Annotated in this window: 15 protein-coding genes and 1 tRNA gene; 14 read left to right on the plus strand and 2 right to left on the minus strand. The window is 36.6% G+C overall.

The genetic code is table 11. The annotated features are described in order from the left end of the window. The first annotated feature begins 878 nt into the window (after positions 1 to 878). The 8 genes from dapD to yqfB all read left to right on the plus strand — a co-directional run bounded on the left by dapD (position 879) and on the right by yqfB (position 12,067). Positions 879 to 1,703, plus strand: a complete 825-nt coding sequence (gene dapD, locus GQ598_RS07845; RefSeq protein WP_091346009.1) for a 2,3,4,5-tetrahydropyridine-2,6-dicarboxylate N-succinyltransferase — start codon at positions 879 to 881, stop codon at positions 1,701 to 1,703. Positions 1,704 to 1,822: 119 nt separating this feature from the next. Beyond that, positions 1,823 to 2,314, plus strand: a complete 492-nt coding sequence (locus GQ598_RS07850) for a YajQ family cyclic di-GMP-binding protein (protein ID WP_091346008.1) — start codon at positions 1,823 to 1,825, stop codon at positions 2,312 to 2,314. A gap of 259 nt (positions 2,315 to 2,573) precedes the next feature. Further along, the gene (bglX, locus tag GQ598_RS07855; protein ID WP_160403465.1) at positions 2,574 to 4,859 is read left to right on the plus strand and encodes a beta-glucosidase BglX; all 2,286 of its coding nucleotides are present in this window, start codon (positions 2,574 to 2,576) and stop codon (positions 4,857 to 4,859) included. Positions 4,860 to 4,912: 53 nt separating this feature from the next. Continuing rightward, complete coding sequence (locus tag GQ598_RS07860) at positions 4,913 to 6,613, plus strand: sensor histidine kinase (RefSeq protein WP_160403467.1); 1,701 nt, start codon at positions 4,913 to 4,915, stop codon at positions 6,611 to 6,613. Then, the gene (gene btsR, locus GQ598_RS07865) at positions 6,607 to 7,326 is read left to right on the plus strand and encodes a two-component system response regulator BtsR (protein WP_091346005.1); all 720 of its coding nucleotides are present in this window, start codon (positions 6,607 to 6,609) and stop codon (positions 7,324 to 7,326) included. Before GQ598_RS07860 ends, btsR begins: the two co-directional genes overlap by 7 nt. Positions 7,327 to 7,599: 273 nt before the next feature. Further along, complete coding sequence (locus GQ598_RS07870) at positions 7,600 to 9,747, plus strand: carbon starvation CstA family protein (RefSeq protein ID WP_202112718.1); 2,148 nt, start codon at positions 7,600 to 7,602, stop codon at positions 9,745 to 9,747. Between the two features lie 263 nt (positions 9,748 to 10,010). After that, complete coding sequence (locus tag GQ598_RS07875) at positions 10,011 to 11,678, plus strand: bifunctional UDP-sugar hydrolase/5'-nucleotidase (RefSeq protein WP_160403469.1); 1,668 nt, start codon at positions 10,011 to 10,013, stop codon at positions 11,676 to 11,678. Positions 11,679 to 11,758: 80 nt separating this feature from the next. Continuing rightward, positions 11,759 to 12,067 (plus strand): N(4)-acetylcytidine aminohydrolase, encoded by a 309-nt coding sequence (gene yqfB, locus GQ598_RS07880; protein WP_160403471.1) that lies wholly within the window; start codon positions 11,759 to 11,761, stop codon positions 12,065 to 12,067. 64 nt (positions 12,068 to 12,131) lie between these two features. Here yqfB and GQ598_RS07885 read toward each other — a convergent pair whose 3' ends face one another. Next, positions 12,132 to 12,596 (minus strand): NfeD family protein, encoded by a 465-nt coding sequence (locus GQ598_RS07885; RefSeq protein WP_160403473.1) that lies wholly within the window; start codon positions 12,594 to 12,596, stop codon positions 12,132 to 12,134. A gap of 117 nt (positions 12,597 to 12,713) precedes the next feature. Continuing rightward, positions 12,714 to 13,622 carry an SPFH domain-containing protein gene (locus GQ598_RS07890; protein WP_091346000.1) on the minus strand — a complete coding sequence of 303 codons (909 nt, stop codon included), beginning with the start codon at positions 13,620 to 13,622 and terminating at the stop codon, positions 12,714 to 12,716. A 451-nt stretch (positions 13,623 to 14,073) separates the two neighbouring features. Between GQ598_RS07890 and GQ598_RS07895 the strand changes: the two genes are divergently transcribed. The 6 genes from GQ598_RS07895 (at position 14,074) to GQ598_RS07920 (ending at position 20,975) form a co-directional block, all read left to right on the plus strand. Further along, positions 14,074 to 15,636 carry an anthranilate synthase component 1 gene (locus GQ598_RS07895; RefSeq protein ID WP_160403475.1) on the plus strand — a complete coding sequence of 521 codons (1,563 nt, stop codon included), beginning with the start codon at positions 14,074 to 14,076 and terminating at the stop codon, positions 15,634 to 15,636. Then, entirely contained in the window at positions 15,636 to 17,267 is a 1,632-nt protein-coding gene (gene trpD / locus GQ598_RS07900) for a bifunctional anthranilate synthase glutamate amidotransferase component TrpG/anthranilate phosphoribosyltransferase TrpD (RefSeq protein WP_160403477.1), read from the plus strand. The genes GQ598_RS07895 and trpD overlap by 1 nt, the downstream gene beginning before the upstream one ends. Before the next feature lie 15 nt (positions 17,268 to 17,282). Beyond that, entirely contained in the window at positions 17,283 to 18,665 is a 1,383-nt protein-coding gene (gene trpCF / locus GQ598_RS07905) for a bifunctional indole-3-glycerol-phosphate synthase TrpC/phosphoribosylanthranilate isomerase TrpF (protein WP_160403479.1), read from the plus strand. A 28-nt stretch (positions 18,666 to 18,693) separates the two neighbouring features. Then, a complete protein-coding gene (gene trpB / locus GQ598_RS07910) occupies positions 18,694 to 19,887 on the plus strand; it encodes a tryptophan synthase subunit beta (RefSeq protein ID WP_085247493.1) in 1,194 nt (397 codons plus the stop codon). Next, on the plus strand, positions 19,884 to 20,690 hold the full coding sequence (gene trpA / locus GQ598_RS07915) for a tryptophan synthase subunit alpha (RefSeq protein WP_160403481.1): 807 nt from the start codon (positions 19,884 to 19,886) through the stop codon (positions 20,688 to 20,690). The genes trpB and trpA overlap by 4 nt, the downstream gene beginning before the upstream one ends. A 208-nt stretch (positions 20,691 to 20,898) precedes the next feature. Further along, positions 20,899 to 20,975 (plus strand) — tRNA-Met (locus GQ598_RS07920). The last annotated feature ends 41 nt before the right edge of the window (positions 20,976 to 21,016 follow it).

The following is a 21,016-nucleotide window of genomic DNA, read 5'->3' on the forward strand; positions in this document are numbered from 1 at the left end:
GTCACGTCAGCTACTTCCTTGCTAGCTACAGTTATTGGGCTGTTTGCACCACACCTTAGTTTTTATATCTTAGTTCTTAATCCTTAGGCCGCGGGGGCGATTATGGTGCTGATAAAGAATAATCTAGCAAAGAATAAAGCCCTCGTGTAAGTTGAAGCATTTTCCCTTAGGGTTGCGCTGTTGCGGCGAAGTCACAATCACGCCGCTCCCCGCCTCGCCGCCGACGACGCTGAAAGCGTGGTTGGCAATTCTAATGATTACGCTGTGGCGGTTTAAATTCGTGGTCTATTTATAGTACGGCAAGGTTTCGGACGTTTTGACCTTGGGTGAATAAAATAGCTACTGTGACCACGTCCGAGCAAAGGGAATTAAAGCGAATTCCCTTTGCAATCCCACGTTTTGGCTACAGAATGTGGCCTGCGGCACTACTCGTATCATCCTGATACTCGCCTCTACGAGGCCATCTTCGCTGTGCTCAGATGTTCAAATTTGTTCCAGACAAATTTGTCCGACGCACCACAAACTCGCCAAACGTCCTGTTTGGCGTGCTAACCTCGCTCTATTGTCGGCACATTCTGACGCCGGAATAAGACAAACAACATAACCTTAGGTGTTTTTTTTGTGAGTGGTTTTTGTGTAAAAAAGCAATGAAATTGCATCCAAAAAGTGGTCAGGAAAGGTATTGATTTTATTGAAGTTTTTATTTTTCTATTTTTTGTAACTTTCTTATGACTTTACTAAGATTTCGATTGTTTTTGATTGATTAAATATTGATTGTGGTGTTTTGATTAAACCACTTAAAAAGCGAGGAATATTATATTATACTGTTTACTCATTTATTCTTTGCCAACGGATTTATAAGTTAAAGGAAATTAGAGATGCAACAATTACAAACTATTATTGAAGCAGCATTTGAACGCCGTGCTGAAATTACACCATCAAATGTCGATACTGTAACTCGTGATGCAATCAACCAATGTATCGCTTTATTAGACAGCGGTAAAATGCGTGTCGCAGAAAAAATCAATGGCGATTGGGTGACTCACCAATGGTTGAAAAAAGCTGTTTTGCTCTCTTTCCGTATTAACGAAAACCAATTGATTAATGGTGGCGCGACTAACTATTATGACAAAGTACCATTAAAATTTGCTGAATATGATGAAGCAAGATTCCAACAAGAAGGTTTTCGCGTTGTTCCTTCTGCTATAGCGCGTAAAGGGGCTTATGTTGCTCGCAATACTGTGTTAATGCCATCTTATGTCAATATTGGCGCTTATGTTGATGAAGGGACAATGGTTGATACATGGGTGACTGTTGGTTCTTGTGCGCAAATTGGTAAAAATGTTCATTTATCAGGTGGCGTGGGGATTGGAGGTGTTTTAGAGCCGTTACAAGCTAATCCAACGATTATTGAAGATAACTGCTTTATTGGTGCACGTAGTGAAATTGTTGAAGGCGTTATTGTTGAAGAAGGTAGCGTCATTTCAATGGGTGTGTTTATTGGCCAAAGTACTAAAATTTATGATCGTGCAACTGGCGAAGTTCATTATGGCCGTGTACCAGCAGGCTCTGTGGTTGTTTCTGGAAACTTGCCAACGAAAGATGGTAAATATAGCCTTTATTGTGCAGTTATTGTGAAAAAAGTAGATGCTAAGACTTTAGGTAAAGTAGGCATTAACGAATTACTACGTACGATTGATTAATTTTATGTTTATGTTTTAAAACCGCCTAGCTTGTTAGGCGGTTATGATTTTATTTATTAACTTGTTAATTTTTGTGTATAACCACTAAGTTTATAACCATTAGAAGAAGAGGAGAATTTATGCCTTCTTTTGATATCGTTTCAGAAATCCAAATGCCAGAAGTTAAAAATGGCGTTGAAAATGCAACTCGAGAGCTAGCCACCCGTTGGGATTTTAAAAATGTTGAAGCATCGTTTGAGTTAAATGAAAAGAATGAAACGATCAAAGCAACCAGCCAATCTGATTTCCAAGTACAACAATTACTCGATATTCTGCGTGATAAACTTGCTAAACGAGGTATTGATGGTGGTGCACTTGAAATTCCTGAAGAAATGGAACACAGCGGTAAGTTCTATAGTATTACGGTTAAACTTAAGCAGGGTATCGATAAAGAGTTAGCTAAAAAAATCGTGAAAGCTATTAAGGACAGTAAAATTAAAGTACAAGCTCAAGTGCAAGGTGAACAAGTTCGAGTGACAGGTAAATCACGCGATGATTTACAAGCGACTATGGCTTTAGTCAAAAATGGTGAATTTGGTCAACCATTCCAGTTTACTAATTTTAGAGATTGATTTTCTTTTCAAGTGATATTGCCGATATTTGTCGGCAATATTATCCTATTCTAAATAGCTAATTACCTGTATTTTGTAAAGAAATTTAAATAATTTTAAGAAGATGTAAGTTTATTTTTTGTTTTTGCATCGTTGTTTATAAAATAAAGGCTATAATGCTTTAAAATATAAATATAAGTAGTGTAAAAAGCGAGATTTTTTTGTACGGATACGCTATGCTATTCACATGTCTGTTTTCTTAATTTGAACAATACTTATTATGATGAAAAAATTAGCTCTATCTCTATTTTTTCTTATTTTTTCTATGCATTTGTTTGCGCAAGAACCTGATAGTGAAACAAAGGCAGAAAAGAGAGTTTTTATTGATAATCTATTATCAAAAATGACACTCCAAGAAAAAGTGGGGCAACTGCGTTTAGTCAGTGTTGGCGGTGATCTAACATTGAGTAAAGCACTTGATCAAATCGAAGCAGGTGAAATTGGTGGTATTTTTAATACTGTAGTTGAACCTGACCTTTCTCAAATGCAAGAACGTGCTTTAAAATCCCCTAACAAGATTCCTGTTTATTTTGGGTTTGATGTTATTCATGGCCATAGAACCGTGTTTCCGATTAATTTAGGTATTGCATCAACTTGGGATCGTAGTGCGATAGCTAAAGCTGCTGAAGTTTCGGCAGACGAAGCAACCTCGGATGGATTGAATATTACTTGGGCACCGATGGTTGATATTACGCGCGATCCAAGGTGGGGGCGTGTGTCAGAAGGATTTGGTGAAGATCCTTATCTTTCTTCAGAGGCTGGACGTATTTTTGTTGAAAAAATGCAAAAACAATCTCTTTCTGATAAAAAATCATTAGTTACTACCGTTAAGCATTTTGCTCTTTATGGTGCTGTTGAAGGCGGACGTGAATATAACAGCACGGACATGAGCGAACGTAAAATGTTCCAAGAATATCTTGTGCCTTATAAAGCGGCAATCGATGCGGGTAGTCGCTCGGTGATGGTTTCGCTCGTGAGTGTTAATGGTATTCCTGCAACTGCGAATCATTGGCTGTTAACCGAAGTATTACGTAATCAGTGGCATTTTGATGGTGTTGTGGTGAGCGATCATGGCGCGATTCGTGAACTGATCAATCATGGCGTAGCTAGTGATCCGAAAGATGCTGTGCGTGTTGCGATTAAAGCGGGCATTGATATTAGTATGAATGATGAATACTTTTTACAATTTATTCCTGAATTGGTTAAAGAGGGCGCTATTACAGAAGAAGAAATTAATCAAGCCTGTCGCCATGTTCTTGAACTTAAATACGATATGGGATTGTTTAGTGATCCTTATCGTAATTTAGATCCAAAATTAGATATCGAAACCATGTTTGCTGACGATCGTTTACATCGTGAAGAAGCCCGCGATGTGGCACGTCGTAGTATTGTGTTATTAAAAAATGCCAATGAAATTCTACCTTTAGCTAAAAATAAGAAAATTGCAGTTATTGGTCCATTATCTGATTCAAAACGAGATATTTTAGGCAGTTGGTCGGGAGCAGGTCGTGCTAATTTGGCGGTAACGCCATTAGAAGGCATTAAAAGAGCGGTTAATAATTCAAAATCAGTTAGTTATGCATTTGGTGCTAATCTTTCTGATGATGCAAATTTATATCGTTTTTTAAATTTATATGAAGAAACCACCAAATTTGATCATAGACCAGCGGATCAAATGATTGCCGAAGCGGTTGGTATCGCTAAAAAAGCGGATGTCGTTGTTGCTTTTGTGGGTGAAGCCGAAGGTATGGCGCATGAATCATCAAGTCGAACAGATCTCTCTTTACAAGCGAGCCAAAAAAAGTTGCTTAAAGCGCTTAAAAAAACCGGCAAACCATTGGTGATTGTTTTAATGAATGGGCGTCCATTAACATTATCTGAAGAATATACGCAAGCTGATGCTATGCTTGAAACTTGGTTTTTAGGAACAGAAGGCGGTAATGCTATTGCTGATGTGTTATTTGGTGATTATAATCCTTCAGGTAAGTTGCCGATGTCTTTTCCTGATAATGTTGGGCAAATTCCCGTTTATTACAGCCATTTAAATACGGGACGTCCACGCGGTACTGAAAATATGGGAAAATATACGACTTCGTATTTTGATAGTCCTAATGAACCATTATTCCCATTTGGTTTTGGTTTAAGTTATACCAATTTTGCGATGGACTTTTCTTTATCTAGTTCTGAAATGAATAAAAATAGCGAAATCGTTGTTAATGTCAATGTTGAAAATATCGGCAATAAAGAAGGTATGCAGACGGTTCAGCTCTATTTGCAAGATGTGACCGCATCAGTGAGTCGTCCTGTTAAAGAGTTGATTGGTTTTGAAAATATTACTTTAAAACCGCATGAAAAAGGCGAAGTAAAATTTGTTATTAAATATGATATGTTGAAATTCTGGAATGATAAAATGCAATATGTTGCAGAGCCTGGCAAATTTAATGTGTTTATTGGTTCCGATTCAACAACACAAGATAAGAAAACTTTCACTTTGCTTGATAAATAAATTTTTAATTTTCCGTCGGCATTGGTCGACGGTTTTATTATGTGATAAGTATTATGTTTGAATTTGATCTTGTCCTACAACTTCTTCAACAAATGTGCGTTTATTTAGTTATTGCTTATCTACTAAGTAAAACGCCGATCGTTATTCCCCTTATGCAAGTGACAGTACATTTGCCTCATAAATTAGTCTGTTATTGCATCTTTTCGTTATTTTGTATTATGGGGAGTTATTTTGGCTTGCATATTGAGGATACCATTGCCAACACACGAGCTATTGGTGCCATTTTAGGTGGGTTACTTGGTGGCCCTGTCGTTGGGCTGCTAGTTGGGATAACTGGCGGTATTCATCGTTATACTTTAGGTGGCATTACCGCTGAAAGTTGTATGTTATCTACCATTTTAATTGGGCTAATTAGTGGATTACTACATTATGTGTTAATGAAAAAGGGACGAGTTGATTTAATCTATAATCCTTTGTTAGTTGGTGTATTAGGTTTATTAGTTGAATCACTCGAAATGATTTTGGTGTTACTTATCTCACGACCTTTTGACGTAGTCTTGCATGCTGTTAGGAGCATTGCCGCACCCATGATTGTTGCCAATAGCATTGGTTCTGCGATGTTTATGCGGATTTTGCTTGATAGACGAGCGATTTTTGAGCGTTATACTTCGGCCTTTTCAGCAAAAGCACTAAAAATCGCTGTCAGTACAGAAGGTTTATTGCGTGATGGTTTTAATCAGCAAAATAGTACTAAAGTGGCTGAAATTATTTATCGAGAACTTGATATTGGTGCTGTTGCAATTACCGATAGGGAAAAGATATTGGCTTTCATAGGTGTTGGTGATGATCATCATTTGCCAGGAACACTAATAACATCTAATAGTACCTTAGAAGCCATCGAAAAGAATGAAGTACAATATCTTGATGGGGCTCATGAGCCTTATCAATGCTCAATAAATAAAAATTGCCGTTTAGGATCGACACTCGTTATTCCTCTAAGAGGAGAAAACAATACGGTAGTGGGTACGATCAAGCTTTATGAAGCAAAAAACACATTATTTAGTTCAATCAATCGAACTCTTGGGGAAGGAATTGCTAGTTTATTATCTGCACAGATTTTAGCAGGACAAAATGAGCACTATAGGCAACTGTTATCTAAAACTGAAATAAAACTATTGCATGCACAAGTTAATCCTCACTTCTTATTTAATGCCTTAAATACATTGCTGGCTGTTATTCGTCGTGATAAAACACAGGCATCTCAACTCGTGCAAAATTTATCTACCTTTTTCCGAAAAAACTTAAAGCGAACCGAAGAAATCGTCACACTAAGAGATGAAATAGAGCACGTGAATGCCTATTTGCAAATTGAAAAAATGCGTTTTATGGATCAGTTGACTATTAAAATCGATATTCCCCCAAAATTAGAATATGCACAACTACCTGCTTTTTCGTTACAACCGATCGTTGAAAATGCCATTAAACATGGTACATCCCAATTGCTTGGTCACGGTAGCGTAACTATCAGTGCTTATAAGTTCGAACAGTCGTTGGTTTTAGAGGTAATTGATAGCGCAGGCCATTATCGTGAAAATAAGAAAGACACCAAAGGTTTGGGGCTTAATTTAGTTGATAAAAGAATTAAGATTCGTTATGGTGAAAAGTATGGTATAAAAATAGCATGTAAACCCGATGAATATACCAAAGTCATGCTGATACTACCTTTGCAAGAGGATGTAAGTACTCAATGTTAAACGTTATTATTGTTGATGATGAATTACCAGCTCGTGAAAATTTACGCTGCTTGCTTGAAAGCGATCCCGAAATTAGCATCGTTGCGGAATGTAATAATGCCATGGAGGCAATTCGAGATATTCATCGACTTCAACCTGATGTCGTATTTTTAGATATCCAATTGCCTAAAATAAACGGTATTGAAATGTTATCAATGCTTGATCCTGAATCCATGCCAAGAATTGTTTTTTTAACGGCTTACAGTGAATTTGCGGTTAAAGCTTTTGAAGAGCAAGCTTTTGATTATTTACTTAAGCCTATTGAACAAGAACGGTTAAATAAAACCTTATATCGTCTGCATAATCATTGTTTTTCTGGGAATATTAATCAATTAGATGGCGTTAATCAGAAGCTGAAATATGTCCCATGTGTTGGGCATAACCGAATTTATTTATTGAATTTTGATGATGTGTTTTATATCTCTTCTAAAATGAGTGGTATTTATGTGTTTAATCAAGAAAATAATGAGTACCTAACTGAATTAACACTAAAAACGCTCGAAGATAAAACCGATCTTGTTAGGTGTCATCGGCAATATCTGATTAATCTGAAAAAACTTAAAGAAATTCGTTTTAATCAAACTGGCGGTGTTGATGTTATTTTTATTAATGATGTTTCGGTGCCTGTGAGCCGTCGTTATTTAAAACCGCTTAAAGAGGTGTTGGGATTGTAATAATCTCGATATCTTTTTGCTTTATTTCTTTTACCGCTAAGTTGCTAATTTTAACCACTCATACTCTTAATCTAACCTGTAACCCAAATAAGGTTATCATTCTTAAGAGCAAAAAATTACTATACACTTGAACACAAAAAGGTCTTTAGCTGTTACTTACTATCTTTGTTTATATAAAAAATACTCGTTTTATGTTATCGCGACGTTTTTTTAATACGCACATAGTATTAAGTAATAAACTAATTAATCTTATAAATCACAAAGAGAATCATTATGAATAATAAAGTATTTAAGCATATTCCATGGTTCATCCTTGCTTTAGTTGGTGCATGCTGTTTAGGCGTTGTTGCATTACGGCGAGGTGAACATATTAGTGCACTTTGGATTGTTGCGGCGGCAGTTTCGATTTATTTAGTCGCATATCGATACTATAGTCTGTATATTGCTAAAAAAGTAATGCAATTAGATCCAACTCGTGCAACGCCAGCTGTCATTAATAATGACGGTTTAAATTATGTCCCAACAAATAAGTATGTACTCTTTGGGCACCATTTTGCTGCCATTGCTGGTGCAGGTCCTTTAGTCGGTCCAGTACTTGCAGCACAAGTTGGTTATTTACCGGGTACACTTTGGCTGCTTGCTGGTGTGGTTTTTGCCGGTGCAGTGCAAGATTTTATGGTACTGTTTTTATCCTCTCGCCGTAACGGTTCATCTTTAGGAGAAATGATTAAAGAAGAAATGGGGCCAATACCGGGAACTATTGCGTTATTTGGTTGTTTCTTGATCATGTTGATCATTTTAGCGGTATTAGCACTAATTGTAGTTAAAGCCTTGGCTGAAAGTCCATGGGGTGTCTTTACTGTTTGTTCAACCGTGCCAATAGCTCTATTTATGGGGATCTACATGCGGTTTATTCGACCTGGTAGAGTAGCTGAAGTATCAGTTATTGGTATTGTATTACTTGTTTTATCCATCTGGTTTGGTGGCGTTATTGCACATGATGCATATTGGGGCCCTGCTTTAACCTTTAAAGCAACAACAATTACTTATGTGTTAGTTGGTTATGCATTAATTTCTGCAATGTTACCTGTATGGTTAATTTTAGCACCACGGGATTATTTAGCGACTTTCCTAAAAATTGGTGTAATTGTAGGTTTAGCCATTGGTATTGTTATTTTAAATCCTGATTTAAAAATGCCTGCTGTTACACAATACGTTGATGGTACAGGGCCAGTTTGGAAAGGGTCATTATTCCCATTCTTATTTATCACCATCGCTTGTGGTGCGGTTTCTGGTTTCCACGCCTTAATTTCGTCAGGTACTACACCTAAATTACTTGCCAATGAAAACGATGCGCGTTTTATTGGTTACGGTGCAATGCTGATGGAATCATTTGTTGCTATGATGGCTTTAGTTGCTGCATCAATTATTGAACCAGGTCTTTATTTTGCAATGAATACCCCGCCAGCGGCATTAGGTATTACTATGCCAGATCTGCATAAGCTTGGTACTGCTGATGCTCCGATGATTATGTCTCAATTACAAGATGTGACAGCGCATGCTGCGGCGACCGTTAGCTCTTGGGGATTTGTTATTTCGCCAGAGCAAATTATCCAAACTGCGAAAGACATTGGTGAACCGTCAGTGCTCAATCGTGCCGGCGGTGCACCTACATTAGCCGTAGGGATTGCACATGTATTCCATCAAATTCTACCTGGCGCAAATATGGGTTTTTGGTACCACTTTGGTATTTTATTTGAAGCGCTATTTATTTTAACTGCCCTTGATGCAGGAACTCGATCTGGTCGCTTTATGCTACAAGATTTATTGGGTAATTTTGTTCCATTTTTGAAAAAAACAGATTCACTCATTGCCGGCTTTATTGGTACACTTGGTTGCGTTGGTTTATGGGGCTATTTACTCTATCAAGGTGTTGTTGATCCATTAGGTGGTGTTAAGAGCTTATGGCCATTATTTGGCATCTCTAACCAAATGCTAGCGGCGGTTGCGTTAGTTTTAGCAACAGTGGTATTAATTAAAATGAAACGTGCTCAATATGTTTGGGTCACTATCATTCCAGCTATATGGTTGTTAATTTGTACAACCTGGGCATTAGCATTGAAGTTATTTAGCCAAGATCCGCAATTAGAAGGCTTCTTCTATTTAGCGAATGAATATAATCGTAGAATTGCAGAAGGGAGCGATTTAACCGCTCAACAAATCAATAATATGCACCACATTGTTATTAATAACTATACCAATGCTGGTTTAAGTATCTTATTCTTATTGGTTGTTTACGGTATTATCTTCTTTGGTATTAAAACGGCACTAAAAGTGCGTAATAATAAACATAGAACAGATAAAGAAACCGCTTATGTGCCAATTCCTGAGGGCGGTGTAAAAACATCAATGTCGCACTAGGTTTTATGTAATAGGGTGCTGGGGTTAGTTCAGCATCTTATTGTCTTTATCAGCTTTTAATCAAATTATCGCTTGCCCAACAATATTCATATTGTTGGGCATTTTTATAAATGATACTTTGTTTTAACAGTAAATATCTCACAGTTATCTTGATAATGTAACTTAACTAAAATATGAATATTAAAAATGTGAAAAAAATCACATTATTACTTCCTTTTATTTATTAAAATAAAAAATTCGTGTCATTTTTATAGGAGGTAAAGATGCCCATTACTAAAAAATTATTGTCATTATGTAACATTTTAGTGTTAAGTTGTTCATTTCAAGCTCTGGCTAAAGAAGTTAATGTATCCATTTTAGCTACATCCGATGTTCACGGTAGAATGGTACCTTGGAATTATGGTACAGATAAAACTGATACTTCGGGCTCTTATGCACAAATTTCATCGTTTATTAAAGAGTATCGCAATGCTCATGCTAATGTTATTTTGGTTGATGCGGGAGATATTATTCAAGATAATCAAATCGAACGTTTTTACAATGTTAAACAACACCCTGCCATGGTTGCTCTAAATGCAATGAACTATGACATTATGGTCTTAGGTAATCATGAATTTAATTTTGGGATGCCAGTTGTTGATAAAATTATTTCGCAGTTCAATGGTAAAACGCTAGCCGCCAATATTTTTTACAAAAATTCAGGAAAGCCTTACCTTCCAGCTTCAATGATTATTGAAAAAGAAGGCGTTAAAATTGGGTTTATTGGTGCTACTACGCCATTTGTACCTGAATATGAAAATAAAACAGGTTATGTTGATCAGATGGAATTTACAATGCCTATTCCAGAAATTAAAAAGCAAGTTGATCAGCTAAAACAACAATCTGTTGATGCAATTGTTCTAATTGCTCACATGGGATTAGATAATGAAAATAATAAACCCGGTACTGGTGTTGCCGATATAGCAAAACAAGTACCGGATATCGATGTAATTATTGCAGGGCATAATCACCAAAATATTAGTGAAGAAGTAATTAATAATGTTGTAATTACTGAACCGCATCGTTATGGCACAGTGGTGTCGGTTGTGGATCTAACTTTTGATATTCAAGCAGATAGAAAAACGCTAGAGCATAAAAAATCAGAAACATTGCCGGTTAAAACCTACCCTGCCGATCCCGTAATTGAAGAAATATATGCGCCGTATCATCAACAGCTAAGAGAAATTTCTAATCAAGTTATTGGTGAAACCGATAGTGATTTAGTTCCACAACAATTGATTCATGGTATTCCCGCTATTTATTTAGAAGAGTCAGGATTAACTAATTTGTTGAACTCAGTGCAACTTTATTATAGCGGTGCTGATGTGACATCGGTATTAGTTGATAATAAAAAAGCTATGCTAAATAGGGGGAAAATAGCACGTAAAGATATTGCCAATAATTATCAATACACAGCAGGCGAAACGAGTATTTTTGAAGTTACCGGTAGAGATCTAAAGGATTATATGGAATGGTCTGCGGCTTATTTTGCTCAAGTAAAACCAATGGATAATAATTACCAATATGATCCTATTCGCGGCGCATCAAAATATATGACTTATGATATGTTTGGTGGTGTAAAGTATATCATTGATTTAAGACAACCTGTTGGGCAAAGAATTAAAGACTTAACTTTACTTAATGGTAAACCTGTTACTGATGATATGAAAATTAAACTTGGTATGAATGCTTACCGCTATGAAATGCTGGTTAAAAAAGGAGGACCATTAGAAGGACGCAGAGTTGAACCAATTTGGAACTCTCGTACTGCTTTTGGTGATGAAGACGGTACTATACGTAATATGACAATAAAATATATAATCGAAGTGAAAAAAGGAAAAATTACTGATGAGTCTAATCATAATTGGAAAGTCATAGGCATTGAACCTTAATACTTATTATTTGTTAATTTATAATTATAAGTAATCAGCCAATAAGTAAATTGGCTGATTACTTATGCAGGATAATTACTATGCAAAATGATATTACTTTTTATCAACGTTTTAAGTCTGATATTTTAGCTGGTTTAAAAGTTATTACTATTCGCGATAATAAAGAGTCACATTTTAAAGCTGGCGATAAGCTTCGTGTTGGCACTTTTGAAACTGATGAGTATTTTTGTACTATAAAAATAATCAGTGTTACACCAGTTACTCTTGAACAATTAACGGAAGAACATGCAAAACAAGAGAATATGACGTTAAATGAGTTGAAAAAGGTGATTTCTGATATTTATCCAAATGAAAAACATTTTTTCGTTATTCATTTTTCGCTTTTATAACAAAAAATACGCATTGTTAATGCGTATTTTTATTCTGACAATCAAATAGAATTAATTTATGTTATTAATGGTTTATGGGAAGTACATTTAAAATCAAACCGTCAACAGAGATTACTTCAACACGTTGACCAACGTTAAGATCTTGATCGCATCTTGCTGACCATGTACCGTCTTTGATTTTTACACGGCCAGAACCATTAATGATAGCATCTGTCACAACTGTTTTAATTCCAATTAAATCTTGTTGGGGTTGGTTGATTTCACCTTTACTAGATTTATCTTTCCCTTTTTTCCGAAGCCAAAGCCACCAAATGTAGGCAGATATAAGCGTTAGGATTGAAAATAAAATCCACAAAATAGGCCAACAAAGTGGTAAAACCCAAGCAATTAGACCAACAATAATAGCAGCAATTCCGCTCCAAAGCCCGTAGCCACCAGTGCCAAGTAATTCTGCAATCAGTAATAAACCACCTAAAGCAATAAATACCCAGTGGGGAGAATTATAAATAACCATAAAAAAATCAGTCATTATCAATTACCTTTAAAATCCATTCAGGAAAAACTTAAACATAGAATTGACCACACCTATCAAAATTGTCGGAAAACTATGTTTAAGTATAAAAATATCTAAGTATAAGAATCGATTTTATTTAGTATTTTTTATCAATTCAGCAATACCACCAATGCTGCCCATTAAACTTGACGCATCAAGTGGCATCATAATAACTTTACTGTTGTCCGCAGAGCCAATTTGTTGTAGCGCTTCAGTATATTTTTGCGCAACAAAATAGTTAATCGCATTGATATTTCCCGCTGCAATTGCTTCAGAAACCATTTGAGTTGCTCTAGCTTCTGCTTCGGCTGCACGTTCACGCGCTTCGGCTTGTAAAAAGGCAGATTGTCTTTCACCTTCTGCTTTTAAGATTTCAGATTGTTTTTCACCTTCTGAACGTAAAATTGCTGCTTGACGAACACCTTCCGCTTCAAGAATTTCAGCACGTTTATTACGTTCTGCTTTCATTTGTGCGTTCATTGCTGCAATTAATTCTGCTGGTGGGCGAACGTCTCGAATTTCAATACGAGTAATTTTAATTCCCCATGGGCTAGTTGCATCATCAACAATACTTAACAATTTAGAGTTTATATGATCACGTTGTGATAACATTTCGTCCAACTCCATGCTACCAAGTACGGTACGGATATTAGTCATCATTAAATTAATCACAGCACGTTCAAGCTGATTAACTTGGTACGCAGCTCTTGCAGCTTCTTGCACTTGAATAAAACATACCGCATCAATTTGCACATTGGCATTATCTTTTGAAATAACTTCTTGTGATGGAATATCAAGCACTTGTTCCATCATATTAATTTTACGACCAACACCATCCATAAATGGAATAATAATATTTAAACCGGGCTCAAGAGTATGAGTATATTTACCAAAACGCTCAATGGTATATTGGTAACCTTGGGGAACAATCGTAATTGCTTTTAAGACAGTAATTAAAGCGAGTAAAACAATAACACCAATGACGATATAAAATACTGGCATAGTTCAAAAATCCTTATAATTATTTATAATAAAAATGAATTGATTATTTTATAGGTTATTGAATTTTTTGACCAGTTTTAATTAATGTTATTTGAAATAATATTATGAAAAATATAAACAATAATTCAATATATTATTAGATAATAAATTATGCACGATCTCCTTCTATATCAATTTTATTACTGAGTACAAAATATTCACTTGACATTGCATCAATGAACTAGTTTAATAGTACAAAATTGATAAATAACTCAAAGCAAATAAAATTATGCAATATCAAAAACATCACTTAAATATAAATAAAATAACTCGTTTTGGTTGTTGGAGTATGATTTCTTTAGGGTGATGTAATGAGATTGTCTTATTTTACAAAACCCGCTAAAAGCGGGTTTTGTAGCTTCTTGCCAATATCACATAAATTTGAATAAACTTTGAATGTAGAGAGTCAACAATGAATAAGCCAACATTAACACAGATAACCAAAACCATTGGTTATTATCAAGATCCGACTCAAGTGTTTTGTCAATTATGTAATAACAGGCCGGCAACATTACTGCTTGAATCGGCTGAAATTGATAATAAGCAAGGTATTAAAAGTGTTATGATTGTCGATAGTGCATTACGCATTTCGGCAATAAATAATGAAGTCACTTTTAAAGCACTGACTACAAATGGTGAAAAACTATTACCTTTATTGCAACATGCTTTTTTGGATAAACCAGTCAATGTTCAAATGGATGAAAAAACACTTAAATTGGTTTTTCCTGATATTGATAGTATGCAAGATGAAGACTCACGGTTAAAGTCATTGTCTGTTTTTGACTCCTTACGAACATTATTAACTATTGTGGATATTCCAGAACAATACGGTCAAGATGCAGTTTTTGTCGGTGGCTTATTTGGTTATGATCTCGTTTCTGGATTTGAGAACTTACCTAGTTTACCCACAGATCAGCGTTGTCAAGATTTCTGTTTTTATTTGGCAGAAACACTATTAGAAATTAATCATCAAGATCATGAGTCAATTTTAAAAGCGACAGCTTTTACGGATGATTCTGTTGAGATTTCGCGATTAACTCAACAATTAGAAAACTTACAAAAAACATTAAATAAGCCGATAAAACCGATTAGTACTCAGTCGTTGACGGATATTGAAGTGACTTGTAATAAAAGCGATGATGATTTCAATACGATTGTCAAAAAGATGCAAGATGCGATTCAGCAGGGGGAAATTTTCCAAGCTGTGCCTTCACGGCGTTTTAGTTTACCTTGTCCAGAACCGTTATCGGCTTATCGGGTATTAAAAAATAACAACCCAAGCCCGTATATGTTTTATATGCAAGATAATGATTTTATATTATTTGGCGCATCGCCTGAAAGTGCACTTAAATACACTAAAGCAACCAATCAAGTTGAAATCTACCCTATTGCGGGCACCCGTCCACGTGGGTTAACCACCAATGGCGAGATTGATTATGACTTAGATAGCCGGTTAGAGCTTGAAATGCGTACAGATAAAAAAGAGCTGGCTGAACACTTGATGTTAGTGGATTTAGCGCGTAACGATTTAGCCCGCATTTGTAAACCAGGTACTCGTTACACCAAAGAGTTATTAAAAGTGGACCGTTATTCGTTTGTTATGCATTTAGTTTCTCGGGTTGTTGGACAATTGCGTGATGATTTAGATGCGCTTTATGCTTATCAAGCTACCATGAATATGGGGACATTAACGGGAGCACCTAAAATTAGAGCAATGCAATTAATTGCTGAGTCTGAAAAAGTCAAACGTGGTAGTTATGGCGGTGCGGTTGGTTATTTTACTGCTAATGGTGATTTGGATACTTGTATTGTGATTCGTAGTGCGTACGTAGAAGAGGGTATTGCAACAGTACAAGCTGGTGCCGGTGTGGTTTTGGATTCAGAACCACAATCAGAATCTGATGAATCGCGTAATAAAGCGCGAGCCGTCATCCACGCGATTATGGCCGCACATCATGTAGAAGGTGAATTCTAATGGCTAATATCTTATTTATTGATAATGTTGATTCTTTTACATATAACTTAGTTGATCAATTACGTAATAACAAACATTGTGTGACTATTTATCGAAACACAATTGCGACTGATGTAATTATTGAAAAATTGTCACAAATGCAAAATCCTATTTTAATGTTATCTCCAGGTCCTGGTGCTCCAAGTGAAGCCGGTTGTATGCCTGATCTGCTTAAACGTTTAAAAGGGAAATTGCCAATAATCGGCATTTGCCTTGGACATCAAGCAATTGTTGAATCTTATGGCGGTAGTATTGTGCCAGCCGGTGATATATTACATGGTAAAGCCTCGTTGATTGAACACGATCAGCAGGCGATGTTTAAAGAATTGCCCAATCCGCTACCAGTTGCGCGTTATCACTCTTTAAAAGGCGAGAATATTCCCAAAACACTCACTATTAATGCGCTTTGCAACAATGTTGTTATGGCGGTGCGTAATGATGAAGATCGTGTTTGTGGCTTTCAGTTTCACCCTGAATCAATTCTAACCATTCAAGGGGTAAAACTATTAGAGCAAACAATTGCGTGGGCACTTAATCCACCAGAAAAGAAAGAACAACCAAAACAAGAAGCTATTGTAGATAAGCAAGAATACAATATTCAACCAACACTAAATAAATTGTATTTAGGACAAACATTAAGCCAAGAAGAAAGCAAAGTATTATTTAATTTAATTATTCAAGGAAAAATTGAACCAACGATATTGGCGAGTGCAATTATTAGTATGAAAGTTCGAGGCGAAAAACCTGATGAGATTGCAGGTGCCGCTCAGGCTTTACTTGAAAATGCAGATGCTTTTGATATTCCCGATTACGATTTTACCGATATTGTCGGAACCGGCGGGGATGGTACCAATAGTATTAATATCTCAACTGCCAGTGCCTTTGTGGCGGCGGCATTGGGGTATAAAGTGGCAAAACATGGTAACCGTGGAGTATCAAGTAAATCAGGATCTTCAGATGTGTTATCGTCTTTGGGGATTCGATTAAATATGTCCGCTGAAGCGTCGCGCCAAGCGTTAGACGAACTAGGAGTCTGCTTTTTGTTTGCCCAGCAATATCATTCAGGCTTCCGTCATGCGGCTCCTATTCGACAACAGTTAAAAACACGTACCATTTTTAATGTATTAGGACCATTGATAAACCCGTCTCGTCCTAAACGTATTTTATTGGGTGTGTATCATACTGATTTAATTAAACCTATTGCCGAAACATTAAAAATGTTGAACTATACCCATGCTTATGTGGTGCATGGTGCAGGAATGGACGAAGTGGCTATTCATGGAGCAACTCAAGTAGCTGAAGTTAAAAATGGCGAAATCCGTTATTTTACAATTACTCCAGATGATTTTGGCTTACCAACATTTACCTTAAAAGATATTGAAGGTGGGACACCAGAGCAGAATCGTGATATGTTGCTTGCCATTTTACAAGGTCATGGTAAACCCGCTCACGAGGCCGCTATTGCAGCCAATGTCGCAATGTTAATGAGCTTATTTGGTGAACTAGATTTAAAACAAAATGCGCAACGTGCAATTGATATGATGCGTAGTGGTAAAGCCTATGCGCTATTACAACAATTAGCAGCAAGATAATAAATGGAGAATAACATGGCAATTGCAGCATTAGTAAAAAATGTTGAAATGGCAACAGTATTAAAAAAGATTATTGAAGATAAGCAAGTTTGGTTAACTGAGCAGCAGGCTATAAAGCCACTTGCGACTTTTCAATCAGCGGTAACCCCAAGTGATCGCAATTTTTATCAAGCGCTAAATCAACCTGAAACTGTCTTTATTTTAGAGTGTAAAAAAGCATCACCGTCAAAAGGATTAATTCGGGATGATTTTAATCCCGCTAGTATTGCTAAGGTTTATAATGATTATGCTTCAGTAATTTCGGTGCTAACTGACGAAAAATATTTCCAAGGTAGCTTTGAATTTTTACCGATAGTTCGCAATGAAGTGACACAACCAGTGCTTTGTAAAGATTTTATTATCGACGAGTATCAAATCTATTTAGCGCGTTATTATCAAGCTGATGCGATACTATTAATGTTATCTGTATTGAACGATGATGAATATGATCATTTAAGTAAAATTGCTCATCAACTTAATATGGGTATACTGACTGAAACAAGTACCGATGCGGAAGTTGAACGTGCAATCAAGCTTGGTGCTAAAGTGATCGGTATTAATAATCGTAATTTAAGGGATCTAACGGTTGATCTAAATCGGGTAAAAGTTTTATCGAAATCAATTCCTGACGATCGCATTATTATTAGTGAGTCAGGTATTTATACTCATAATCAAGTTAAAGAATTAAGCCATTACGCTCATGGATTTTTAATTGGTAGTGCGTTAATGTCTGAACCAAACTTAACGTTGGCAATTCGCAAAGTAATGTTAGGTGAAAATAAAGTCTGTGGCTTAACACGCGCCGAAGACGCAGTAAATGCTTATCAAGCTGGTGCTGTCTATGGTGGTTTGATTTTTGTGCCAAATTCAGCGCGTTATATACAGCCAATTAAGGCACGATCTGTTATTGCCTCTGCACCACTGAATTGGGTCGGTGTTTTTCGAAATGAAGAAATTGAAACCGTATGCCAAATCGCAAAACAGTTATCTTTGTATGCTGTCCAACTGCATGGTGATGAAGATGAAAACTATATCGAAACATTGCGACAAGAATTACCTAAAACTTGCCAAATTTGGAAAGCACTAAGTATTGGAAGCACCATCCCTAAACATGACAATCCATTAGTTTCACGTTATCTATTCGACAACGGGGCGGGTGGCACGGGTAAATGTTTTGATTGGAGAATGCTTGCTAATCACAATTTAAATAATGTCATTTTAGCAGGTGGTATTAACCCAAAAAATATAAAGGCCGCGTTAGCGACAGGCGTGATGGGGGTTGATCTTAATTCAGGGGTTGAAGTTTCGCCAGGAATTAAAGATAAACAGAAAATTCAAGCTGCATTTGAGCAAATTTAATTTTTAATTTAAAAAAAAAGGAATGGTTATGTCTAAATTAAACCCTTATTTTGGCGAATTTGGTGGGCAATATGTTCCCCAAATATTAATGCCTGTACTTGAGCAACTTGAGGACGCCTTTATTTCAGCTATCAACGATCCCAACTTTCAAAAAGAATTTAACGATTTATTAGTCAACTATGCTGGCAGACCAACTGCATTAACTTTATGCAAAAATCTAACTGCTGGCACGAAAACCAAGCTTTATTTAAAACGAGAAGATTTAGTCCATGGTGGTGCACACAAAACGAACCAAGTTTTAGGGCAAGCGTTACTTGCTAAAAGAATGGGTAAAACCGAAATTATCGCCGAAACAGGGGCAGGGCAACACGGTGTTGCTTCAGCGTTGGCTTGTGCACTACTTGGTTTAAAATGCCGAATTTATATGGGCGCAAAAGATGTTAAACGCCAAGCACCGAATGTGTTTAGAATGCGACTGATGGGGGCAACGGTGATCCCTGTTGAAACAGGTTCAGCGACGTTAAAAGATGCCTGTAACGAAGCATTACGTGATTGGTCTGGAAGTTATGAAAAGGCTCATTATATGCTTGGTACGGCAGCAGGCCCTCACCCATTCCCAACCATTGTGCGTGAATTTCAGCAAATGATCAGCCGTGAAGCAAAACAACAAATCCTTGAAAAAGAAGGGCGTTTGCCAGATGCGGTGATTGCTTGTGTTGGTGGTGGTTCAAATGCTATTGGTATGTTTGCTAATTTCATTGACGATAAATCGGTCAGATTAATTGGTGTTGAGCCTGGTGGTCATGGTATTGAATCCGGTGAACATGGAGCTTCGCTTAAACATGGTAAATTGGGGATTTATTTTGGTATGAAATCGCCAATGATGCAAACAGATGAAGGGCAAATTGAAGAATCATATTCAATATCAGCAGGACTTGACTTCCCATCAGTTGGGCCACAGCACGCTTACTTAGATAGCATTGGGCGCGCTGATTATGTTTCAATTACCGATGATGAAGCGCTTGATGCCTTTAAGGCTTTATCGCGACATGAGGGCATTATTCCTGCACTAGAGTCATCACATGCATTAGCCTATGCTATGAAAATGATCAAAGAAAATCCCACGAAAGAACAGCTATTAATTGTTAATCTCTCAGGGCGTGGCGATAAAGATATCTTTACCGTATACGACATTTTAAAAGCAAAAGGAGAAGTCGAATGAGCCGTTATAAAAAACTGTTTGCCACATTAACAGCCGAAAAACGAGGTGCCTTTGTTCCTTTTGTTCCAGTTGGCGATCCAACGCCAGAACTGTCTTTTAACATTATTCAAACATTGATCAAATCTGGTGCCGATGCGTTAGAGTTAGGCATACCATTTTCAGACCCGATGGCCGATGGTCCAACTATCCAAAATGCTAATATTCGTGCATTTAAAGGGGGAATAACTGTTGAAAAGTGTTTTGAGATTTTAACTAATGTGAGAGCGCAACATGCTGATATTCCAATTGGGTTACTTATTTATGCTAATTTAGTGTTCAAAAATGGTATCGACAATTTTTATGCCAAGTGCACCAAAGCGGGAGTTGATTCGGTATTGATTGCTGATTTACCTGTTGAATATGCACAAGAATTTACAGTTGCAGCGGAAAAATACAATATCGCACCCATTTTTATTTGTCCACCTAATGCTGATGATGAAGTCATTAAAAATATTGCTAAGTATGGTAAAGGTTATACCTATTTGGTATCTCGTGCCGGTGTTACGGGTGCTGAAAATCGCGCGAATAAACCACTTACTCATTTGTTAAAAAAATTAATTGAGTTTGGAGCGCCTGCTGCTTTACAAGGGTTTGGTATTTCCGAGCCAACTCAAGTTAGCGAAGCGATTAAATCAGGTGCGGCAGGGGCAATTAGTGGATCTGCAACTGTTAAAATTATTGAGAAAAATCTTAATAACCCAGAACAAATGCTTAGCCAGTTAGCAAATTTTGTTAAAACCATGAAAAAGGCAACTCATAAGTAATTTAACGCACTGAATTATCGGTACAAATAGTTGCATTGAAATGTGAATTATTGTGCCGATATAAATTTATCGGTTATGCCTTGTATTATTATTAAACACGCTAGAATTAACGTGTAATGTTTTTTCACAATTTTAGGCATATGAATAAAACTACAGTGATTTGCAGTTGCATTTTATTCAAAATACCGTATAATTCTCACTCATCTATCGCGGGGTGGAGCAGCATGGTAGCTCGTCGGGCTCATAACCCGAAGGTCGTTGGTTCAAATCCAGCCCCCGCAACCACTTAAATTTTCATTCATACCAATCTATCCTGCTATTGTGTG

Origin of the sequence: Gilliamella sp. Pas-s95 (genome assembly GCF_009795795.1) — a bacterium.
GTDB lineage: Bacteria > Pseudomonadota > Gammaproteobacteria > Enterobacterales > Orbaceae > Gilliamella > Gilliamella bombicola.

What these genes read in the sequence shown, in the direction of transcription:
- dapD (WP_091346009.1), top strand. Translation starts at nt 879, where the DNA reads ATGCAACAATTACAAACTATTATTGAAGCAGCATTTGAACGCCGTGCT.
- GQ598_RS07850 (WP_091346008.1), top strand. Translation starts at nt 1,823, where the DNA reads ATGCCTTCTTTTGATATCGTTTCAGAAATCCAAATGCCAGAAGTTAAA.
- bglX (WP_160403465.1), top strand. Translation starts at nt 2,574, where the DNA reads ATGATGAAAAAATTAGCTCTATCTCTATTTTTTCTTATTTTTTCTATG.
- GQ598_RS07860 (WP_160403467.1), top strand. Translation starts at nt 4,913, where the DNA reads ATGTTTGAATTTGATCTTGTCCTACAACTTCTTCAACAAATGTGCGTT.
- btsR (WP_091346005.1), top strand. Translation starts at nt 6,607, where the DNA reads ATGTTAAACGTTATTATTGTTGATGATGAATTACCAGCTCGTGAAAAT.
- GQ598_RS07870 (WP_202112718.1), top strand. Translation starts at nt 7,600, where the DNA reads ATGAATAATAAAGTATTTAAGCATATTCCATGGTTCATCCTTGCTTTA.
- GQ598_RS07875 (WP_160403469.1), top strand. Translation starts at nt 10,011, where the DNA reads ATGCCCATTACTAAAAAATTATTGTCATTATGTAACATTTTAGTGTTA.
- yqfB (WP_160403471.1), top strand. Translation starts at nt 11,759, where the DNA reads ATGCAAAATGATATTACTTTTTATCAACGTTTTAAGTCTGATATTTTA.
- GQ598_RS07885 (WP_160403473.1), bottom strand. Translation starts at nt 12,596, where the DNA reads ATGACTGATTTTTTTATGGTTATTTATAATTCTCCCCACTGGGTATTT.
- GQ598_RS07890 (WP_091346000.1), bottom strand. Translation starts at nt 13,622, where the DNA reads ATGCCAGTATTTTATATCGTCATTGGTGTTATTGTTTTACTCGCTTTA.
- GQ598_RS07895 (WP_160403475.1), top strand. Translation starts at nt 14,074, where the DNA reads ATGAATAAGCCAACATTAACACAGATAACCAAAACCATTGGTTATTAT.
- trpD (WP_160403477.1), top strand. Translation starts at nt 15,636, where the DNA reads ATGGCTAATATCTTATTTATTGATAATGTTGATTCTTTTACATATAAC.
- trpCF (WP_160403479.1), top strand. Translation starts at nt 17,283, where the DNA reads ATGGCAATTGCAGCATTAGTAAAAAATGTTGAAATGGCAACAGTATTA.
- trpB (WP_085247493.1), top strand. Translation starts at nt 18,694, where the DNA reads ATGTCTAAATTAAACCCTTATTTTGGCGAATTTGGTGGGCAATATGTT.
- trpA (WP_160403481.1), top strand. Translation starts at nt 19,884, where the DNA reads ATGAGCCGTTATAAAAAACTGTTTGCCACATTAACAGCCGAAAAACGA.